Source organism: Sporolactobacillus terrae DSM 11697 (assembly GCF_000648615.1).
Classification (GTDB): Bacteria; Bacillota; Bacilli; order Bacillales; family Sporolactobacillaceae; genus Sporolactobacillus; species Sporolactobacillus terrae.
The window spans coordinates 66,196-86,291 of the sequence record NZ_JFZC01000089.1; the positions used below are offsets into that span (position 1 = coordinate 66,196).

Genomic DNA, 20,096 nt, shown 5'->3' on the forward strand with positions numbered 1-20,096 from the left:
GGAGAAGAGCAGCATGGGTCTGAAAGGGAAATTGAAACAATTCTTTGATCTTGAGGAAACCGTGGACAGCTCAGAAGACTTTGCAGCAGCAACTGTTGATAAAGAAAAGGAAAAACCGGTTCAAAATCAGCGCTCTGTGGAAAAAAACGGAAAAATTGTTGCGATACAGAACGTCCATCAGCAAACCAAGGTCGTGCTTGTTGAACCGAAGCGTTTTGAAGAGGTTGAAGAGATTGTTGCTTACTTGAAAAGCAAACAAACGGTCATTTGCAACCTTCAAGGAACCAGTAAAGATCAAGGGCAGCGTATCTTGGATTTCATCGGGGGAACGGCCTTCGCTCTGAATGGACAGATTCGCAAAATTGGAAAGAATACATTTCTTTTTGCTCCGGAACAGGTTGATATATCCGGCATGATCAGCAACTGGCCGGAACACTAATACCATTGAGGTGAATCGTTTGATCATAGCAGCTTTTCTTGCACAAGTTATTAATATCTATTCTTGGATTTTAATTATTTACATTTTAATGTCTTGGGTCCCGAGTGTTCAGGATTCGTCGATCGGCAGATTGTTTGCCAGAGTATGCGAGCCGTTTCTTGAGCCGTTTAGGCGCATCATACCGCCAATCGGCGGTGTCATTGACCTGTCGCCAATTATTGCGTTCCTTATATTAAAGCTTGCAACGCGCGGAATCTTTTATTTGGCGTATCTTTTCGGATGAGGCCGTTCTATGTCTGTTTATGAACATTTTCGTCCCGAAGAACGTGCACTGATCGATCATTTCCTTGATTTGATCGACCAGGTGTCACAGCGATATATTCCGAGATTAACCGACTTTATGGATCCAAGACAGCAGACAATATTGAAGTCTTTAATTGGCAAAAACGATGCTGTTCATTTGTCTTTTTTCGGAGGATATGGACATGCGGAGCGTGCACGTGCTTTGTTACTTCCGCCTTATGTTGAACCGGATACAGATCCCTTTCAGCTTGCTTACCTGGACGTTCGTTATCCTGCTAAATTTGGCTCAATTGCTCACCCTGAATTGCTTGGCGCACTCTTAGGTTCGGGTATCTCCAGAAACAAAATCGGCGATCTTTTGATTGGAGACGGACAGGCGCAATTTATTTGTGTTAAAGAACTGGAACCCTATTTTATGCTTCACCTTACATCCGTTGGGAGGATGAGCGTTTCATGCCGATCAATTTCCCAAAAAAGTTTGTTACATACCGACGATGCTTGGACTTATTCAGAGGGGACCGTATCTTCGTTAAGACTGGACACGCTGCTCTCTGAAATCTATCATTTGCCAAGAGCGAAAGCGTCCGAAGCGATTGCGCGCGGCTGGGCAAAAGTAAACTGGGAAATTGTTGAAAAACGTAATTTTGATATTTGTGAGGGCGATGTGATCTCGCTCAGGGGACATGGGCGAAGTAAAATTATATCTTGCGGAGGTTTGACAAAGAAGAACAAAATTCGGTTACAATATGGTAGACTAAACTAAACGAATTATTTGTAAATTGATACGGAGGTGGCCAGGATGCCATTGACACCCTTGGATATTCATAACAAAACGTTTACACGCGGTTTTCGCGGCTATGATGAAGATGAAGTTAATGATTTTCTTGATCAAATCATCAAGGATTACGAAGCGCTGATCCGTGAAAAGAAGGATCTCGAGCAGGAAGTCAAAAATACAAGTGAAAAACTGAGCCACTTTTCCAACATTGAGACAACGTTGAATAAGAGTATTCTCGTTGCTCAGGAAACGGCAGAAGAAGTCAAGCAAAACGCAAACAAAGAAGCAAAGCTGATCGTGATGGAAGCGAAAAAAAATGCTGATCGGATCATCAATGAGGCACTTGAGAAATCACGTAAAGTGACACTGAATATTGAGGAATTGAAGAAGGAAGCCAATGTCTACCGAACACGCTTCCAGATGCTTATTGAAGCGCAATTAGAACTGCTGAAAAGTGATGATTGGAAAAGCATGAGCATTAAATCAGACGATGAAGACGCAAACAATGAAGCAGAAGGCAGCGGAATGATTCAAACGCAGGCTTGACGCAGCACGACGAATTGCATATACTGTGCTTAAATCCATTTTTTATGAGCAACATGGAATGAAAAGGATAATAAATCTGTGAGAGGGAGAGTACTTGTTGCATGGCCACTCAGCGAGCCGGGGGAAGGTGTAAGCCCGGTGTGGACGGCAGCAAGGAAGATCACCCTTGAGTTCGGGTATGAACGATCTTGAGTGAGATCGAGTAGTACTTGACGTTGATTCGCGTTAAGATAATCATGAGTGGCAGACTATTCTTTGCTCTGCTATTAGGGTGGTACCGCGGTCCTTCCGTCCCTTTGGGATGGAAGGATTTTTTATATAGTAAAAAATAGATAACAGAAAGCTGGAGGCGTATTTCTATGGATTACAAGAAGACATTATTGATGCCGAAAACAAAATTTAAAATGCGCGGCGGTCTTCCGATGAAAGAACCCAAAATGCAAGAACAATGGGATCAAGAACATATCTATGAACAATCATTAAAAGTAAACGAAGGCAAACCAACGTTTATTCTCCATGATGGCCCTCCGTATGCAAACGGAAATATCCATATTGGTCATGCTGAAAACAAAGTACTCAAGGACATCATTAACCGATTCAAATCGATGAGCGGTTATCAAACTTATTATGTTCCCGGCTGGGATACACATGGACTTCCAATCGAGCAGCAATTGGCGAAAAAAGGTATTGATCGAAAGAAAATGTCCGTTGCTGATCTTCGTGAAAAATGTAAAGAATATGCTTTGGGTCAAGTTGAACAGCAAAAGAAGCAATTTAAAAGACTGGGTGTTCGCGGGGATTGGGAACATCCTTATCTGACACTTCATAAAGCATTTGAAGCGGAACAGATCAAGGTCTTTGGAGAAATGGCGAAAAATGGATATATCTATAAAGATAAGAAAACGGTTTATTGGTCGCCTTCTTCTGAATCCGCACTTGCTGAAGCAGAAATCGAATATAAGGATGTTAAATCATACTCGATCTATGTTACGTTTCATGTCACGGATGGTAAAGGTGTTTTAAATAATGATGAGGAAGTCATCATCTGGACAACAACGCCTTGGACGATGCCATCGAACTTAGCCATTGCTGTCAATCCGAAATTTGAATACAGCGTTGTTCAAGTTGAGGATCGCAAATTTGTGGTCGCTTCCGAGCTTGTGGAGACATTGACGAAAACCTTTGAGTGGAATGAGCCAAAAGTACTTCGAACGGTGAACGGCAAAGCATTGGAACACGTCGTATGCCGACACCCGTTCTATGATCGCCCATCACTGATGATTCTTGGCGATCATGTCACATTGGATGCCGGTACCGGATGTGTGCACACCGCACCTGGTTTTGGTGCCGACGACTTCTACGTCGGCAAAAAGTATGGATTGGATATTTTGTGCCCGGTTGATGATCACGGTTGCATGACTGATGAAGCGCCTGGTTTCGAAGGGCTGTTCTATGAGAAAACCAACGAACCGGTCATCGAAAAACTAAAACAAGTCGGCGCATTGTTGAAAGTCGGCACGTTTACCCACTCCTATCCGCATGACTGGAGAACAAAAAAGCCGGTGATTTGGCGAGCGACGGAACAATGGTTCGCTTCGATCAAAGCATTCCGAGATGATATTCTCAGTGCAATTCATGAAGTTCATTGGATCCCGTCATGGGGCGATGTCCGGATGACGAACATGATCAAGGATCGCGAAGACTGGTGCATCTCTCGCCAGCGCGCTTGGGGCGTTCCGATTCCGGTATTTTATGGAGAAGACGGAGAAGCGATCATCACTGATCAAACCATCCAGCATGTGGCGGACTTGTTCCGTGAACACGGTTCGAATGTCTGGTTTAAATGGGATGTCAAAGATTTGCTTCCGGAAGGATTTACTTCAGAACATAGTCCGAACGGTATCTTCAAGAAAGAAACGGATATTATGGATGTTTGGTTCGATTCAGGTTCCTCGCACCAAGGCGTTCTGACAACTCGCGAAGGTCTGCGGCGCCCGGCAGATCTATATCTCGAAGGATCCGACCAGTACCGCGGCTGGTTTAACTCATCGCTTGCGACTTCGGTAGCGGTCACCGGCCATGCACCCTACAAACAAGTGCTGAGTCATGGATTTACGCTTGACGGCAAAGGACTTAAAATGAGCAAATCGGTGGGCAACGTCATCGACCCGATGAAAGTGATGCAGCAGTATGGCGCCGACATCATCCGACTATGGGTTGCTTCCGTTGACTATCAGGCGGATGCGCGCGTGTCCAATGAAATTCTTGGTCAGGTTGCAGAAGTTTACCGGAAGATTCGAAATACCGTTCGTTTCATGCTCGGAAACCTGAATGATTTTACCGTTGACAAAATCGTTTCAACACAAGATATGCCGGAACTGGAGCAATATATGCTCGTGAAATTGAATCATTTTATTGATACATGCCTGAACAATTACAATGACTATCAATTCCTGAATGTGTATAAAGCATTGCAGAACTACTGTTCGCTTGATCTCAGTGCTTTTTACATGGATATCGCGAAGGACGCGCTTTATGTTCAGCCTAAGGATTCGCTGGTACGCCGTTCAGCACAAACCGTTCTTTATAAAACCGTTGTTGCGATGACAAAGCTTCTTTCGCCGATTATCCCACATACTGCTGAGGAAATTTGGCAACATATCCCGGATGCGTTGAATGCCTCCAAATATGTTCAACTGACGGATATGCCGGAAAAAGAACCAATTGCCGATGCAGAAGCACTGGAAAAGAAATGGACAGCATTACTTGCTGTACGCGATGATGTGTTTAAATCACTGGAAAAAGCGCGTGATGCTAAACAAATCGGCAAGTCTCTGGAGGCTTCAGTAACCCTTTATGCGAAACCGGAAACAGCTTTTCTTAAAAACATTGAGGATCTAGACAAATTGCTGATCGTTTCTCAAGTATTGGTTAAGGATTGTGAGGGTGCTCCTGAATCTGCAGATCAGTACGATCGTCTTGCTGTTTTGGTTTCAGTAGCAGAAGGACAAAAATGCGAACGCTGCTGGGCTGTATTGCCGAGTGTCGGAGAGGATCCTGAACATCCGACTTTGTGTGCACATTGTGCAGAAACGGTACAACATGATTACCCCGGCGTATCGCTTGACTAAATGTAATGATTAAGTAAATGTTTCCCAAAACATCTAAAAAATACGCGGGCTAAAAATCCTCCTTTACTCCACACTAATTGATGTGCGCGGGTGAAAAAGGGGGATTTTTTATAGTGATGTTTGGCTATCGAAGAATCAGAAAAAGACTTATGAAACGCAAATCCGAACTGGAGCACAAACTGCACAGTGATCAGGAGACAGCCGCTGAACTCGGATCGGTTTCGGATATCGCTTCTGGAGAACTGTCACAGTACGACAATCATCCGGCAGAGTCGGCAACGCAGCTCTATGACCGGGAAAAGGATCTGGCATTTCACAAAATGGAACGGAATGAACTGGAAGAGATCAATCATGCACTGAAAAAAATCGAGAAGGGTATCTATGGGTACGATGAGAAAACCGGCGAAAGAATTCCCCGTGCACGATTAAATGCTTTCCCAACCGCACGTACACAGGTCAGTCATTCAGACCGTACACATCATAATCGGCTTCGTCCCGTGGAGGAATCGGTCATTGCAGATTTGGAAAAACAAGATGTGAACGATTTTCAGAGCAACCGTTTTAATGAAGAAAATGCATTTGATCTTGTTGCACAATTCAACGATCAAGAAGGCGTTTTTGAAGACGCACCATACAGTGATGATGAAGAAGGGATCGGTTTTGTCGAAGAATTTGAAGCATTCGCCGCAACAGATATCGGCGGATTTTCGGGTGATGATGAAATAACGGTTCTGAAAAATCATCATTATGACCATTGGGCTGCGGAGAATGAAGACAACGATTAGTGTGCTCTGTACAGCGGGCAGCTTCCAAGCCCGCTGTGTACATATCTCTTTAGTGATAATTATGCTAAAATAAATTGGATTAACGCATACTTTCACGCAATGGAGGAATTCATTAATGGTTTATTATGCACTTGCGCTTATTATTTTGATTATTGACCAATGTTCAAAAGGGTTGGTTGTACATAATATGGCTCTGGGTCAAAGTATCACGATGATTCCCAATTTTTTTTATTTGACTTCGATACGCAATAATGGTGCTGCCTGGAGTATTTTAGAAGGTCAATTTGTGTTCTTTTTCATCATCACCGCGGTTGTTTTAATCATTGTCACTTATTACATGCAGAAACTTGGCAGAAAACAACCACTTTTGGGTACTTCATTAGGCTTGATCATTGGTGGGACACTTGGCAATTTCGTCGATCGACTCTTCCGCGGTGAAGTTGTCGACTTTCTTCATTTTTATCTGATCCGTTATAACTTTCCTGTGTTTAACCTCGCAGACTCCGCGTTGTTTCTTGGGGTGATCCTACTGATCATCTATCTTTTCCTTGATGGAAAGAAGGAGCGTCAATGAAGGCGATGACTAACACCATTACAGTCGAAGATGAAGGGAAACGAATTGACCGTTGGCTGAGCGGGAAGCTTGCCTCAGAATCGAGAAATCGGATCCAGCAATTAATTAAGAATGGTGACATTCGCGTGAATGGTTCACAAGTAAAAACCAGTTATAAGCTGCGTTTTAGTGATCAAGTCTTAATCCACCTGCCAGAGCCTGAACCCTTGGATGTCGCACCTGAGCAGATTCCGCTCGACATTGTTTTTGAGGATGGGTCAGTGATTGTGGTCAATAAGCCGAGAGGAATGGTGGTTCACCCGGCGCCGGGACATATGAGCGGCACGCTTGTCAATGCTTTACTTGCACATTGCCAGGATCTTTCTGGGATTAATGGAATCTTGCGTCCGGGGATTGTTCATCGAATCGATCGGGAAACCTCGGGTCTGTTGATGGTCGCTAAAACGGATCAAGCCCATCGCTCGCTAGCGAAACAGCTGAAAGATAAGTCAACAAAACGCAAATATCTGGCGATCGTTCACGGAAATCTTCCTCATGACGAAGGAATCATTGATGCTCCGATTGGCCGCTCGGAAAAAGATCGAAAAAAAATGGCGGTCACTGAGAAGAACAGTAAACATGCAGTGACCCATTTTAAAGTTCTTGAACGATTTTCGAATTATACATTTGTTGCGTGTAGGCTTGAAACGGGCCGCACACACCAGATTCGCGTTCATATGGCCTATATCGGTCACCCGCTTGCAGGAGATCCGAAGTACGGACCGCGAAAAACGCTGCCGATCAACGGTCAAGCACTACACGCAGCAGAACTTGGTTTTATCCATCCGGTGACCCGCCAACAGATGCGCTTTTGCGCAGCGCTTCCGGACGATATGGCGCGTTTGTTGGAAGAGTTGCGCAGCGGGCGTTATTCATAGAAAAAGAATTATTTTTTACGTTGACAAATTGTAGCGGTTTTGCGATACTATTCGTAGCCTAAATGAATTGAATGAATTCCTTTTAAATTTAGTCCAGAGAGACTAAGAAAGGTGATGTTTGTCAATGATTGACAACACTGCGGTCTCTTGCTCGAAACAGCAAGACTTTTTTTATGCTGTCAGAGGCAAAAAATGGAAAAGTGATCCGCTAAGAAATCGCAAACAATTGGCAGGTGACGATTCGTGGATGCAAAAGAAATTTTAGATGAAAAGGCAATAAGCCGAGCGCTGACACGGCTTGCGCATGAAGTGATTGAGCGTAATGAGGGTGTCGATTCCGTTGTGCTAGTCGGGATTAAAACGCGTGGCATCTACCTGGCGAATCGGCTCGCTGCACGAATTAAATCGATTGAAAAAAAAGAAGTTGCCGTCGGCGAACTGGACATCACGAATTATCGAGATGACCTTAAGGATAAAATGCTAGACCCTACATTGCTTGGCAGCATTCTGCCAATGTCCATTGAATCGAAAACAGTGATTCTTGTCGATGATGTCCTGTTTACAGGGCGGACAATCCGCGCCGCTATGGATGCTCTGATGGATGTGGGAAGACCACAACGTATCCAGCTGGCTGTACTGATTGATCGAGGGCATCGCGAATTGCCGATCCGGCCCGATTATATAGGTAAGAATGTTCCGACCTCCAAAGAAGAAGCAATTGCGGTTCAACTCAGTGAAGTGGATGGCAGTGATAAGGTTACGATTGAATCAAAAAATGAATAAAGAGATCCATGGAAGCACATCGAACACCTTTTAAAAGGCAGTCCCGTGAGACTGACAAAGAGTGGCTTGAGCGAACGATACGGCTTATTTGCAAAACCTCTTTGTCGAAAAATGACAAAGAGGTTTTTTTGTACGATAAGAAAGGAAAAGGCTATGGATTACAGTATAAGGGCAACTGAGGCTTCGCCGAGGTTTCTTTATAGGGGAAAACGGCACATGGTTGCATGTGTTAAGAAGCAGAATAACGCTTAGAGGGGGATTTTCAAATGGCTCATTTACTTCGCTTGAATGATCTATCGGTAGAAGAAATCCATTCACTATTGGACCGTGCAGAGCAAATCAATGCCATGAGTGATGAAGGATGGCTTGAACCAAACCATACATTAGTTGCTAATCTGTTTTACGAACCGAGTACGCGTACGCGCTTCAGCTTTGAAACGGCTGAACGACGTCTTGGCTTCCAAGTCCTTAATTTCAGCAGTAAAACGTCAAGTGCACAAAAAGGCGAGAGCCTTTACGACACGGTTCGGACGATGGAATCACTCGGTGCAAAAGCCGTAGTCATTCGCCATCAGCAGGAGGCATACTACGAGCAGCTTAGAACGATTAATATTCCGATTCTAAATGCTGGAGACGGTACAGGAAATCATCCGACTCAAGCCTTGCTGGATTTACTGACTCTGCGCGAAGCGTTCACTCACTTAAAAGGACGGACAGTCGCGATCATTGGTGACCTGCGCTACAGCAGAGTTGCAAATGCTGATGCCGAGGTGCTGCAACGCTTCGGCTGCCGCGTCCTGCTTTCCGGCCCAAAAGAATGGAGCAATTCTGCGCTGCCCGGAACCTATGTGACGGTCGATCAAGCGGTTGAGGAAGCTGATGCGGTGATCATGCTTCGTATACAACACGAGCGTCACCAACACACCATGAAGATGAGCAAAGAACAATACCACGCGCGTTACGGACTCACGCAAGACCGTGCACTGCGAATGAAACCGGACAGTATTATTATGCATCCGGGACCGATCAACCGTGGCGTAGAGATGGATGATGCACTGGTTGAATGCAGCCGCTCCCGATACTTTAAGCAGATTCGAAACGGTGTATCCGCGCGTATGGCTGCGTTAGAGTGGACGCTCAACAGCACTGCTACTTCACGGCATGCTGAACGCGTCCCTGAAATGCTTTAAGTGGTCATTGAAACAAAGACCTCTGAGTTCGTTATTCGAAAGGAGTACAATTCATTGAAAAGACAGTTGGTTTTGGAAAATGGTGCATCATTTATCGGTGAAGGATTTGGAAGCAGCTCTGAAATGAAAGGCGAAGTCGTCTTTAATACAGGAATGACCGGTTATCAGGAATTAATTACTGATCCGTCTTACTGTGGTCAGATTGTGACCATGACCTATCCGCTCATCGGCAACTACGGGATTAATCGCTCAGATAACGAATCAGCACGACCAAGCATCTCAGGGCTTATTGTAAAGGAAGTATCAAAGACGCCTTCTCATTGGCAAAAGGAAAAATCATTGAGCGAGTGGCTGGATGAGTATGATGTTCCAGGCATTGAGGGAATTGATACAAGAAAATTAACCAAGATCATTCGCGAGCATGGTACATTACGCGGAAAAATTGTCTCTGCGGATGCAGATCCGTCAGCCGTAGCAGAACAATTGAAAAAATGGCCGCTCCCGACCGATCAAATCAGTCGTGTATCAACAAAATCAGCATACGTGGCACCTGGGTCAGGTGCACGGGTCGTTCTCGTTGATTTTGGCGCAAAACAAGGGATCCTTCGCGAGTGTATCAAGCGTAATCTTGATGTGGTCATTGTTCCTTATCAAACCTCAGCTCACGATATTCTTAAGTTAAATCCTGACGGTGTGCTTTTAAGCAACGGACCTGGAGATCCTAAGGAAGTTCCCGAAGCGATTGATACTGTTCATGAACTACTCGGGAAAGTCCCGCTTTTTGGAATCTGTCTCGGTCATCAGCTGTTTGCACTAGCCTCGGGTGCAAACACAGTGAAAATGCGTTTTGGACATCGCGGTGTCAATCATCCGGTTAAGAATCTTCGATCTGGAAAATTTGTGATCACCTCACAAAATCACGGATTCACCGTAGAACCTGAATCTCTTGTCGGCACTGATTTGGAAATTACCCATCGCGCCATCAATGACGGTACGATTGAAGGACTTCGCCACACAAAATATCCGGCATTCAGCGTCCAGTACCATCCAGAAGCATCGCCAGGGCCGGACGACAGCCAAGACCTATTTGATGAATTTCTCAGCATGATCGAATCGAACAAGAAAGAGGGTGCTTCGCTTGCCTAAGCGTACAGATATAAAAAAAGTACTGGTCATTGGGTCCGGGCCGATTATCATCGGACAAGCTGCAGAATTTGATTATTCAGGAACACAAGCGTGTCAATCATTAAGAGAAGAAGGCTTTGAAGTTGTTCTCGTCAATTCGAATCCAGCGACGATTATGACGGATACTGACATCGCTGACCGTGTCTACATTGAACCGCTGACGGTTGAATTTGTAAGTAAAATTATTCGGAAAGAACACCCGGATGGACTGCTAGCCACATTAGGCGGCCAAACCGGATTAAATCTTGCCGTTCAGCTGCATCAAACCGGTATCCTAGATGAACTGCATGTCCAACTGCTTGGTACCAATCTCGAAAGCATCGAACAGGCGGAGGATCGCGAGAAATTCCGCAATCTGATGATTGCGCTTGGTGAACCGGTTCCGCCAAGTGAGATTGTTACGAGCCTTGAAGAAGCACGGACTTTCGTTGAGAAGGTGAAGCTTCCGGTGATCATCCGCCCGGCATTTACACTAGGCGGTACAGGCGGCGGAATTGCGACAACCGATGAAGAACTCAATACGATTGCAGAAAATGGATTAAAGCTGAGCCCGGTTCATCAAGTCTTAATTGAGAAGAGCATTGCCGGTTACAAAGAAATCGAATTTGAAGTGATGCGGGATGCAAATGACGGCGCAATAGCCGTCTGCCACATGGAAAATATTGATCCTGTAGGGATTCATACGGGGGATTCGATCGTTACTGCGCCTTGCCAGACATTGAGCGATCGCGATTTGCAGCACTTAAGAAGTGTATCGCTAAAGATTGTGCGTGCTTTGAAAATCGAAGGCGGGTGCAATGTACAGCTTGCTCAAGATCCCAGCAGCGACCGCTATTACATTATTGAAGTCAATCCACGCGTCAGCCGTTCTTCGGCACTCGCTTCTAAAGCGACAGGGTACCCGATCGCCAAAGTCGCAGCAAAAATTGCCGCCGGCTATCATCTCGACGAAATCAAGAATGCGGTGACCGGAACGACCTATGCGAGCTTCGAACCAACCTTGGATTATGTTGTGACCAAAATTCCGCGTTGGCCATTTGATAAATTTGATGATGCAAAACGAACCCTCGGTACACAGATGAAAGCGACCGGTGAAGTGCTTGCCATGGGGCGCAACTTTGAAGAATCGATTTTAAAAGCGGTCCGTTCACTTGAAAACGGTACGCTACATCTGGAACTGAAAGAAACCGACGAAATGAGCATGGAAGACTTGTTCAATATCATCAAGAAAAAAGATGATCGCAGACTGTTTCTCATTGCAGAAGCATTGAGGCGCGGTGCCGATATTGAAGAAATTTGGGCATGCACGCATATTGATCGCTTCTTCCTCAGCAAAATCGCCAACATCGTCGCGCTTGAAGGGCAGCTTAAAGAAGCTCCTTATGATGAACGAGTGCTGCGTCTGGCAAAAGAACACGGTTTTTCCGATTGGAAAATCGCTCAGTGCTGGAAAGCAACGGAAACAGCGATTACAAAGTGGCGTAAAGAACACCGCATTATTCCTGTATACAAGATGGTGGATACTTGTGCCGGCGAATTTGAGTCGGAAACCCCTTATTATTACAGCAGCTACGAAGATGAAAACGAATCGCTTGTTTCGAAAAGGGAAAGTGTGATTGTGCTCGGCTCGGGACCGATTCGGATTGGGCAAGGAGTCGAGTTTGATTACGCGACGGTGCATGCGGTCTGGGCAATTAAAGAACAAGGCTACGAAGCAATTATGATCAACAACAATCCGGAAACCGTTTCGACCGACTTCAGTGTTTCCGATAAACTGTACGTTGAACCACTGACCCTTGAAGATGTCATGAACGTGATCGATTTGGAAAAACCGAAGGGCGTCGTTGTCCAATTCGGCGGCCAGACGGCCATCAATCTTGCATCAGGTTTAGCAGCCAATGGTGTAAAGATTCTTGGAACGACCTTAGATGCGATGGATCAGGCTGAAGACCGTGATCGATTTGAACAATTACTGCTTAAGCTGAATGTCGATCATCCTGCCGGAGATACGGCATTTTCCACAGAAGAAGCGGTAAAAATCGCTAATAAGCTCGACTACCCGGTACTGGTGCGTCCTTCTTATGTGCTGGGTGGCCGCGCGATGGAAATCGTTTATAACGAAACCTCGCTTAAGCATTATATGGATCATGCCGTTTTGATAAATCCGGATCATCCGGTACTGGTTGACCGCTATCTTGTTGGCACAGAAATAGAGCTTGATGCATTGTCGGATGGTGAGAACGTCTATATCCCCGGCATCATGGAACATATCGAACGTGCCGGTGTACACTCCGGAGACTCGATTGCCGTTTATCCGACGCAAACATTGAGTGAGGCTGTGAAGCAAGAAGTCATCGATACAGCGATTAAAATCGCACGCGGCTTAAAGGTTGTCGGTATGCTGAACATACAGTTTGTCATTCACAAAGCGCATGTGTATGTCATTGAAGTGAATCCGCGTGCCAGCCGTACCGTCCCATTCTTAAGCAAAATTACCGGAGTACCAATGGCCAAGGTGGCGACCAAACTGATTCTCGGCGAAACGCTGAAGTCGCTTGGCTATAAGACGGGGATTCATCCGCAACCGCAGCGGGGCGTGTTTGTAAAAGTACCGGTATTCTCTTTTGCAAAATTGCGCAGGGTTGATGTGACGCTCGGTCCTGAAATGAAGTCAACCGGTGAAGTAATGGGTCAGGACGTAACTCTCGAAAAAGCATTGTACAAAGGATTGCTGGCCAGCGGAATGACGATTCCGTCGCATGGATCGGTGTTGTTTACGATTGCCGACAAAGATAAAGAAGAAGCGTTGGCGTTGGTTAAACGCTTCTATGATATTGGTTACAACATCTTGGCAACGGAAGGCACCGCTGCTCTGATTTCTGAACGGCATCTACCGGTGACCGCTGTCAATAAAATTGGCGGGGAAGCGCCGAATCTGCTGGACGTCATCCGCCATGGCGGTGCGCAATTTGTCGTGAACACCTTGACGCGCGGCTCGCGTCCGGCGCGGGACGGATTCCGAATCCGGCGCGAGTCTGTTGAAAACGGTGTGGTTTGTCTTACGTCGCTGGATACAACCGAGGCTCTGCTGACGGTTCTTGAATCGCTCGCGTTTCAAACCGAGTGTATGCCGCAGATGGAAGACCATACGGCATCGAAGAGAATCGAACAAAAAGCGGGTGTCGGCGAATGATACAGGAAGACATGCGTGTTATGGCGCATGAAGAAATAGCGGATCATATTTTTGAATTAAAGCTACAAGGGCAAATGGTTCAGCAGATCACTGAGCCGGGTCAGTTTGTTCACGTTCGGATCAGTGGAAAAACTGATGCCGTAGCACCGCTTTTGCGGCGGCCGATCAGCATTTGTTCGGCCGATGTAAAAAGCCGCACGTTGACACTGATTTACCGAAGCGGCGGTTTAAGGACCGGAACCGAGCTTCTGACGCATACGCGAACTGGCGATACCGTGGATGTGCTCGGACCGCTTGGACATGGATTTCCTGTCTCGGAAGCACCGGCACCGGCTCGCGCACTGATTATCGGCGGGGGTGTCGGTGTTCCGCCACTCTACGGGTTATCTCAAGCATTGGCAAAACGTGGCATCCAGGTTACCCATGTGCTCGGCTTTCGTTCGGCAAAAGATGTTTTTTATCAAACGAATTTTGAAGAATTGGGCAAAACGTTTGTGATGACTGAAGACGGAACCTACGGGAGATGCGGCCGCGTCACCGACCTACTTGAGACGGTTCCATTTGACATTGCTTATGCATGCGGACCGACACCAATGCTGCGTGCTCTAGAACAAACAATTACCGACAAACCGCTGTTTGTTTCACTCGAACAGCGCATGGCCTGCGGCATTGGTGCATGTATGGCCTGCGTCACGCAGACAACGGATCCGAACGACGCTAAAGGATACCGGCGCGTTTGCTGTGATGGCCCGGTCTTCAAAGCAAGGGAGGTCGAATTATGATAGAAGTTCACTTGCCTGGACTCGATTTGAAGAATCCGGTCATGCCCGCATCCGGCTGCTTTGCCTTTGGTGCTGAATACGGCGCGCTCTATGATTTGAATGAATTGGGCGCGGTGACGATTAAAGCGGCAACTTTGCAACCACGTTTCGGCAATTCAACACCACGCGTTGCTGAAACGCCTAGTGGGATGTTGAACGCAATCGGTTTGCAGAATCCAGGGGCAGATCAGATCATTAAAAATGAGCTTCCTCGACTGGAAAAACAAAAGGTGCCGGTGCTTGCCAACATTGCCGGCAGCGAAGTTGACGATTATATAGCGACGGCGAAAAAGATATCGCGGCATCCGGCGGTTAATGCGTTGGAACTGAACATCTCCTGTCCAAACGTCAAACACGGCGGCATTCAATTTGGAACGGTGCCTGAGGTTGCCGCAGAACTGACCTATAAAGTAAAAGCAGTATCGGAGAAACCGGTATATGTGAAGCTCTCTCCAAATGTTACAGATATTGTCGCGATGGCGAAAGCCGTGGAAGCAGCGGGAGCCGATGGATTATCCATGATCAATACGCTACTTGGCATGCGCATCGATTTGCACACTCAAAAGCCGGTGCTCGCTAACTTAACCGGAGGATTGAGCGGACCGGCAATTAAACCGGTCGCGATTCGTATGATCTACGAGGTCAGCCAAAAAGTGACGATTCCAATCATCGGTATGGGTGGCATTCAGAATGCCGATGATGTCATTGAATTCTTCCTGGCGGGAGCAAGTGCAGTCGCAGTAGGGACAGCGAATTTTGTCGATCCTTTTGTCTGCCCGAAAATTATTAAAGAGCTGCCTGAAAAACTGAATACAATGGGTGTTACCGATATAAATGAACTCATTGGAAGGAGTTGGAAGAAATGAATGAGGAAAAAAAGCTGATCGTTGCTTTGGATGTGGCATCGAATGATGAGATGTTACAGATGCTCAAGAAGATCCATCGTCCCGGCTGCTATGTTAAGGTGGGCATGGAACTTTATCTTCAAAATGGTGCGGACATCGTTCGTATACTCAAGTCAGAAGGCTATTCGGTTTTTCTTGATTTGAAACTGCATGATATTCCGCATACGGTCTACCGGGCAATGAAGGGGCTGGCTCTTCTTGGAGCGGATATGATTAATGTCCATGCTGCAGGAGGCGCTGAAATGATGCGCGCAGCTGCTGAAGGACTCGGCGAAGGCGCACGATCAGGCCGTCCGATCTGCCTCGCCGTCACACAGTTGACGAGCACCGATCAGACAATGCTTGAAAATGAGTTGTTAATTAAACGACCGATTGACGAGGTCATCACTCAGTATGCTTCGCTTGCCTATTCTTCCGGAATGGACGGCGTTGTCTGCTCGGCTTGGGAAGCACAAAAGATAAAGAATCAAACTTCTCCCGAGTTTCTCGCGGTGACACCGGGCATTCGATTGACCGATGATGATGCAGGTGATCAAAAGCGCGTCGCGACACCTTCGCAGGCACGAAACCTTGGAAGCGACTATATCGTTGTCGGCAGAAGCATCACAGCCGCGGCCGACCCCGCAGAGGCTTATCAGCGGGTACTTGATGATTGGAGGAACCAAACATGGAAAACAATAAACTAATTGCACAAGATCTTTTGAAAATAAACGCTGTCGTCTTGAGTCCGGACGATCCATTTACATGGGCATCCGGCATCAAATCCCCGGTTTATTGCGACAATCGATTAACACTGGCTTACCCAGACGTTCGCGGCGATGTGATCGATGCATTTGTGGCACTCATTAAAGAGAATTATCCGGATGCAGAAGTGATTGCCGGAACAGCAACGGCAGGAATCCCGCATGCGGCACTGATTGCTGAAAAAATGAATCTGCCGATGGCTTATATTCGTTCTTCAGCAAAATCACATGGCCGTAAGAAACAAATCGAAGGAATCATTAATCCGGGACAGAAAGTCGTTGTCATTGATGATCTGATTTCAACCGGCGGAAGTGTATTAACCGCAGTTCAAGCGGTTGAAGCAGCGGAAGCAGAAGTGCTTGGCGTTGCCGCTATTTTTACATATCAATTACCGCAAGCAACCATTAATTTTGAAAATGAGGACGTAGCATTAAATACACTTACCGATTTTGATACGTTGATTCATCTGGCTGAGGAACAGGGCAAGATCAGCGGTGCACAGCTTGAACAGCTTAAACTGTGGTATGCGGATCCAACATCAGAAGATTGGCGCACGCAAAAGAAATAATATAAGTTAATGAAACATAATCATTTAGGAAAAGGTGTCTCTAAAGTCCGTTTTTGACTTTGAGACACTTTTTTTTACAAGGAAAGAAAATTTAGGTTGTGCCTTGCTGGTATGATGATCAGTCATATAAGGTGCTAATTCCCGGTTCGTACTGTACGGTTGGGCGATCAGTTAAGCGCCCAATCTGAGAAATAGACGGAAAAATTCCGCTTATCGAATCGAAAAACGTGAAAATGGAGGGTTTTTCTGTGCATAAGCGGAAAAATTACCCTTATGTACCTGTGAAACAAGTGCCAGGATACAAATAACCGGAAAATCTCCGCTTATTTACTCTCGCCAGATTTAATTAAAGACTCATAAGACGGACGAACACTATTTTGCGCCTCGATTCTGTTCCAGGTAACGAAAGAATGTGATTTCTGATCAGGCAAAAGACAGTGCATCAAACGCGCAGCCGAAGTGTCCATTTAAGCACAAGGTTGATGATTCAAAGCCGCATTTGGAGTAAGCGAACCACCCATTCGCTCGGGTGGTTTTGAATGACGTGCGGATTGATGCGTGACCGCGCATCAAAATATGCGGACTTATCGATAAAGTATGCGGGTTTTCCTCGTGAAAAATAGATTACAATAAAAGAAAAAGAACGGAAGGTACTGATAGTGAACCATTTAAACGCCTCCTCATTCTATTTCTCCTGCTCACCCTTTATTTTTTCTCGTTAAACAATTATGTTGGCCTGAATTCGTTTATTGATTTTTCTAACAGTATGCTTGCAGCAACCATTATTTTCACACTTCTCTTCTTGTTCATTAACGGACTGACGATTTACTGTTATCGCTCCTGGAGGCAATGCTGGAAATGGCTGATTGGCCTCATTCTATCCGCGATTCCCTATGTTAACTGGCTATATGTTTATCCCTGGAAGCTACTCAAACCTATCCATCCTTCATAAATTACCTGGCAAAGCAAGGATTTTCCACCGCAGACATTGCCAGATACAGGGCATTTCCGGATCTGAAAATGGGCGGTTATTATTATGAGATCCACTTTAAAAAGGACAGCAAATATACCTATAGTTATAACCTTGACGCACATGAATTATTGATTTTCTCTGCTTTTAAGGACAGCGACTTTAGAAATTATAAAGATGCGAAAATTCGTGAAGTCTACAATGAAAAAGAATTCATGCGATTAAAGAAGGATTCGATTGCAGAAGCGAAGGATTACAGAAAATGGACAAAAGATCCGGCCTCGAACAGCATTCAACAACAAAAACGTCACGAGTCACAAAAGCATCGAATTGGCTTATATCAAGCCAAGGATAACAATTGAGTGGATGGAAAAAGGGGTGAACGTGGTATGACTATTTAACTGGCAAATATGCATAGCTCATGGCGTTCTTTATGATGATCGGTATGAACGATCGGAAGAATAATTAACTTTGTTCTAAAGTTGATGAGCAGGATGAAACTACAATCAATTTACGGGTCATCTCAATAGACTTATTGGAAAGGACTTTTAATGAGGAACTACTTTGAAACAAAAAATATAAGAGTGACTATTCAGCAGGTAAAAATGGCTATCAATTATATTGGTGGGGAATTAGAGTATGGTTAAATGATACCAATACATTTACTGTTGCTGAACTTTTAATTTTTGGCGGCAGTTCTTATGCTGCGGCTGCAGCAATTTCAAGAGTTATTAAATATCCGCCTGCATTAATTGCATCAACACTTGTAGGGCTTTCGGGCGGCGCTTTAGTTGGGTTAGGCGAATTAATGTTATCAGTAAATCGCGGTAAAGGAGTTAGAATGGATCTTAACTATGCTGTATTGCCTTCAAAAGTAGTGCCTCAATAAATAAGTAAAAGTAGATAAAAAAGAGTTTGCTATTTAATTAAGCATTCTCTTTTTTGATTCCTATAGAATAAGACTGTATTTCAAGAATGATGATATAATAAAGCAATTGTTTAAAACGATTTGTTTTTGAACCCAATATATTAATTAAGACAGATCCTTAGGGAGGAATTATTAACAAATTTTCAAAATGGACTTTTCATTGAAGAGGAGACAATATGTATGTTTACTATCTTATTATACACTATATTATTGATAACCTTTATAATCCGTACGCCACAATTTAATACGCCTCTTAAAAAATATTTAAATTTAGCTTTAATATTGGTTACAATTGCAGTAGTTTTTATCAATGCCTTAACGGGTTCAAAAGTTCCGGATATCATTATGTACTTTATCTTATTCATAGGCTACTTGCCAACATTGTTGAAACTTGGGGATCGAAAATCGTAAATAATATATAAGCGGATTTTATCTTAAAAAGTTTTCCGTAAACCCTGTTACTGGGTGCTGTAGGTGCACTAACTGCTGCAATTTCCGGTATGGTTCATGAGGTGTGGGTTAAAGTCCGTCGATATGGATTGGCACGTTTCATATAGCAGTAAGTTATGTAGTAAGAATAAAATACGATAGTTTTTTTAAAATACAGAATAGTCAAGGCGGTGCACTTGATAATTTCGCGTGAGAAAGTAGGTTCCGCAAATGACAAAAAAAGTATTTTATGATTCAGTGAAAGTAGCTTGTTTTGGTTTATTAGTCTCAATTTTGGTTCTGGTGTTATTGAGTATTTATAAAAAAGAATTTATCTTTAATCCACTATTTATACTGGGTATAACAATTGGAAATCTTTGCTATGGGATCTTTTGCTTCAGTAAAGGAGCTAAATTATTGTTGTGGTTAGTTGGTGCGGCGGTGCTTTGGATTTCAGGAATATCCTGTTTGTTCAGTGATCTTTGGTAGGTCACAAAATATTAAAAGAAAGCTAACTAAAAAATGATAATTATAAAATGGTACCTGTTGTTGGGACATTTGAGAAAGAGCATTTTATCTATAGGTATTTTTCATATACTTGAATTTTAAGAATATAGGATTGGGAGACAACATGAGTTGACTACCTCCCAAGACAAATCTTTACAGTGCGAGTTCGATGTGGACGTTATTGGAATAAGCGAATGGAACACTCTGCACATAGGTGAAAAAACCTATGAAAAATAGATTAATTGGGTTGACCGATTCGACGGCAGCTCGAAACAAAAACCGGGTTGTATGCTTATTATTATCGATTGGTGAGGCGACGGAAATTGCAACATTTATCGCCATTGATGGGCAATCGAACGAAGTAACCAATAAGTTGATATTTTTTAAAATAAAGTTGACA

The 20,096-nt window shown here is 44.6% G+C and carries 17 protein-coding genes and 1 other annotated feature; all 17 genes read left to right on the plus strand.

The features are described from left to right. Nucleotides 1-13 precede the first annotated feature (13 nt). The 17 genes from AA84_RS0115035 to AA84_RS0115120 all read left to right on the plus strand — a co-directional run bounded on the left by AA84_RS0115035 (nucleotide 14) and on the right by AA84_RS0115120 (nucleotide 18,194). Nucleotides 14-439: a cell division protein SepF gene (locus tag AA84_RS0115035; protein WP_028977888.1), complete on the plus strand. Its 426-nt coding sequence runs from the start codon at nucleotides 14-16 to the stop codon at nucleotides 437-439. A 19-nt stretch (nucleotides 440-458) separates the two neighbouring features. Further along, nucleotides 459-722: a YggT family protein gene (locus AA84_RS0115040; RefSeq protein WP_028977889.1), complete on the plus strand. Its 264-nt coding sequence runs from the start codon at nucleotides 459-461 to the stop codon at nucleotides 720-722. 9 nt (nucleotides 723-731) lie between these two features. Further along, nucleotides 732-1,505 carry a YlmH family RNA-binding protein gene (locus AA84_RS0115045; RefSeq protein ID WP_028977890.1) on the plus strand — a complete coding sequence of 258 codons (774 nt, stop codon included), beginning with the start codon at nucleotides 732-734 and terminating at the stop codon, nucleotides 1,503-1,505. A 36-nt stretch (nucleotides 1,506-1,541) separates the two neighbouring features. After that, nucleotides 1,542-2,066, plus strand: coding sequence for a DivIVA domain-containing protein (locus AA84_RS0115050; RefSeq protein WP_028977891.1), 525 nt, complete (start codon nucleotides 1,542-1,544; stop codon nucleotides 2,064-2,066). Between the two features lie 69 nt (nucleotides 2,067-2,135). Then, nucleotides 2,136-2,365, plus strand: a binding site (T-box leader). Between the two features lie 60 nt (nucleotides 2,366-2,425). After that, the gene (gene ileS / locus AA84_RS0115055; RefSeq protein ID WP_028977892.1) at nucleotides 2,426-5,197 is read left to right on the plus strand and encodes an isoleucine--tRNA ligase; all 2,772 of its coding nucleotides are present in this window, start codon (nucleotides 2,426-2,428) and stop codon (nucleotides 5,195-5,197) included. A gap of 116 nt (nucleotides 5,198-5,313) precedes the next feature. After that, the gene (locus AA84_RS0115060) at nucleotides 5,314-5,982 is read left to right on the plus strand and encodes a TraR/DksA C4-type zinc finger protein (RefSeq protein ID WP_028977893.1); all 669 of its coding nucleotides are present in this window, start codon (nucleotides 5,314-5,316) and stop codon (nucleotides 5,980-5,982) included. Nucleotides 5,983-6,097: 115 nt separating this feature from the next. Then, a complete protein-coding gene (gene lspA, locus AA84_RS0115065) occupies nucleotides 6,098-6,556 on the plus strand; it encodes a signal peptidase II (RefSeq protein WP_028977894.1) in 459 nt (152 codons plus the stop codon). Beyond that, nucleotides 6,553-7,473 carry an RluA family pseudouridine synthase gene (locus AA84_RS0115070; RefSeq protein ID WP_028977895.1) on the plus strand — a complete coding sequence of 307 codons (921 nt, stop codon included), beginning with the start codon at nucleotides 6,553-6,555 and terminating at the stop codon, nucleotides 7,471-7,473. The genes lspA and AA84_RS0115070 overlap by 4 nt, the downstream gene beginning before the upstream one ends. A 243-nt stretch (nucleotides 7,474-7,716) precedes the next feature. After that, nucleotides 7,717-8,256, plus strand: a complete 540-nt coding sequence (gene pyrR, locus AA84_RS0115080) for a bifunctional pyr operon transcriptional regulator/uracil phosphoribosyltransferase PyrR (protein WP_028977896.1) — start codon at nucleotides 7,717-7,719, stop codon at nucleotides 8,254-8,256. Between the two features lie 266 nt (nucleotides 8,257-8,522). Beyond that, a complete protein-coding gene (locus AA84_RS18095; protein WP_037563895.1) occupies nucleotides 8,523-9,446 on the plus strand; it encodes an aspartate carbamoyltransferase catalytic subunit in 924 nt (307 codons plus the stop codon). A gap of 54 nt (nucleotides 9,447-9,500) precedes the next feature. Continuing rightward, a complete protein-coding gene (carA, locus tag AA84_RS0115090; protein ID WP_028977897.1) occupies nucleotides 9,501-10,592 on the plus strand; it encodes a glutamine-hydrolyzing carbamoyl-phosphate synthase small subunit in 1,092 nt (363 codons plus the stop codon). Beyond that, nucleotides 10,585-13,824 carry a carbamoyl-phosphate synthase large subunit gene (carB, locus tag AA84_RS0115095; protein ID WP_028977898.1) on the plus strand — a complete coding sequence of 1,080 codons (3,240 nt, stop codon included), beginning with the start codon at nucleotides 10,585-10,587 and terminating at the stop codon, nucleotides 13,822-13,824. The genes carA and carB overlap by 8 nt, the downstream gene beginning before the upstream one ends. Further along, nucleotides 13,821-14,606: a dihydroorotate dehydrogenase electron transfer subunit gene (locus AA84_RS0115100; protein ID WP_028977899.1), complete on the plus strand. Its 786-nt coding sequence runs from the start codon at nucleotides 13,821-13,823 to the stop codon at nucleotides 14,604-14,606. The genes carB and AA84_RS0115100 overlap by 4 nt, the downstream gene beginning before the upstream one ends. Next, a complete protein-coding gene (locus tag AA84_RS0115105; protein WP_028977900.1) occupies nucleotides 14,603-15,511 on the plus strand; it encodes a dihydroorotate dehydrogenase in 909 nt (302 codons plus the stop codon). The genes AA84_RS0115100 and AA84_RS0115105 overlap by 4 nt, the downstream gene beginning before the upstream one ends. Beyond that, the gene (gene pyrF, locus AA84_RS0115110; RefSeq protein ID WP_028977969.1) at nucleotides 15,508-16,236 is read left to right on the plus strand and encodes an orotidine-5'-phosphate decarboxylase; all 729 of its coding nucleotides are present in this window, start codon (nucleotides 15,508-15,510) and stop codon (nucleotides 16,234-16,236) included. Before AA84_RS0115105 ends, pyrF begins: the two co-directional genes overlap by 4 nt. Then, complete coding sequence (pyrE, locus tag AA84_RS0115115) at nucleotides 16,218-16,862, plus strand: orotate phosphoribosyltransferase (protein WP_028977901.1); 645 nt, start codon at nucleotides 16,218-16,220, stop codon at nucleotides 16,860-16,862. The genes pyrF and pyrE overlap by 19 nt, the downstream gene beginning before the upstream one ends. Nucleotides 16,863-17,819: 957 nt before the next feature. After that, a complete protein-coding gene (locus AA84_RS0115120; RefSeq protein ID WP_328286239.1) occupies nucleotides 17,820-18,194 on the plus strand; it encodes a hypothetical protein in 375 nt (124 codons plus the stop codon). Nucleotides 18,195-20,096 lie beyond the last annotated feature (1,902 nt).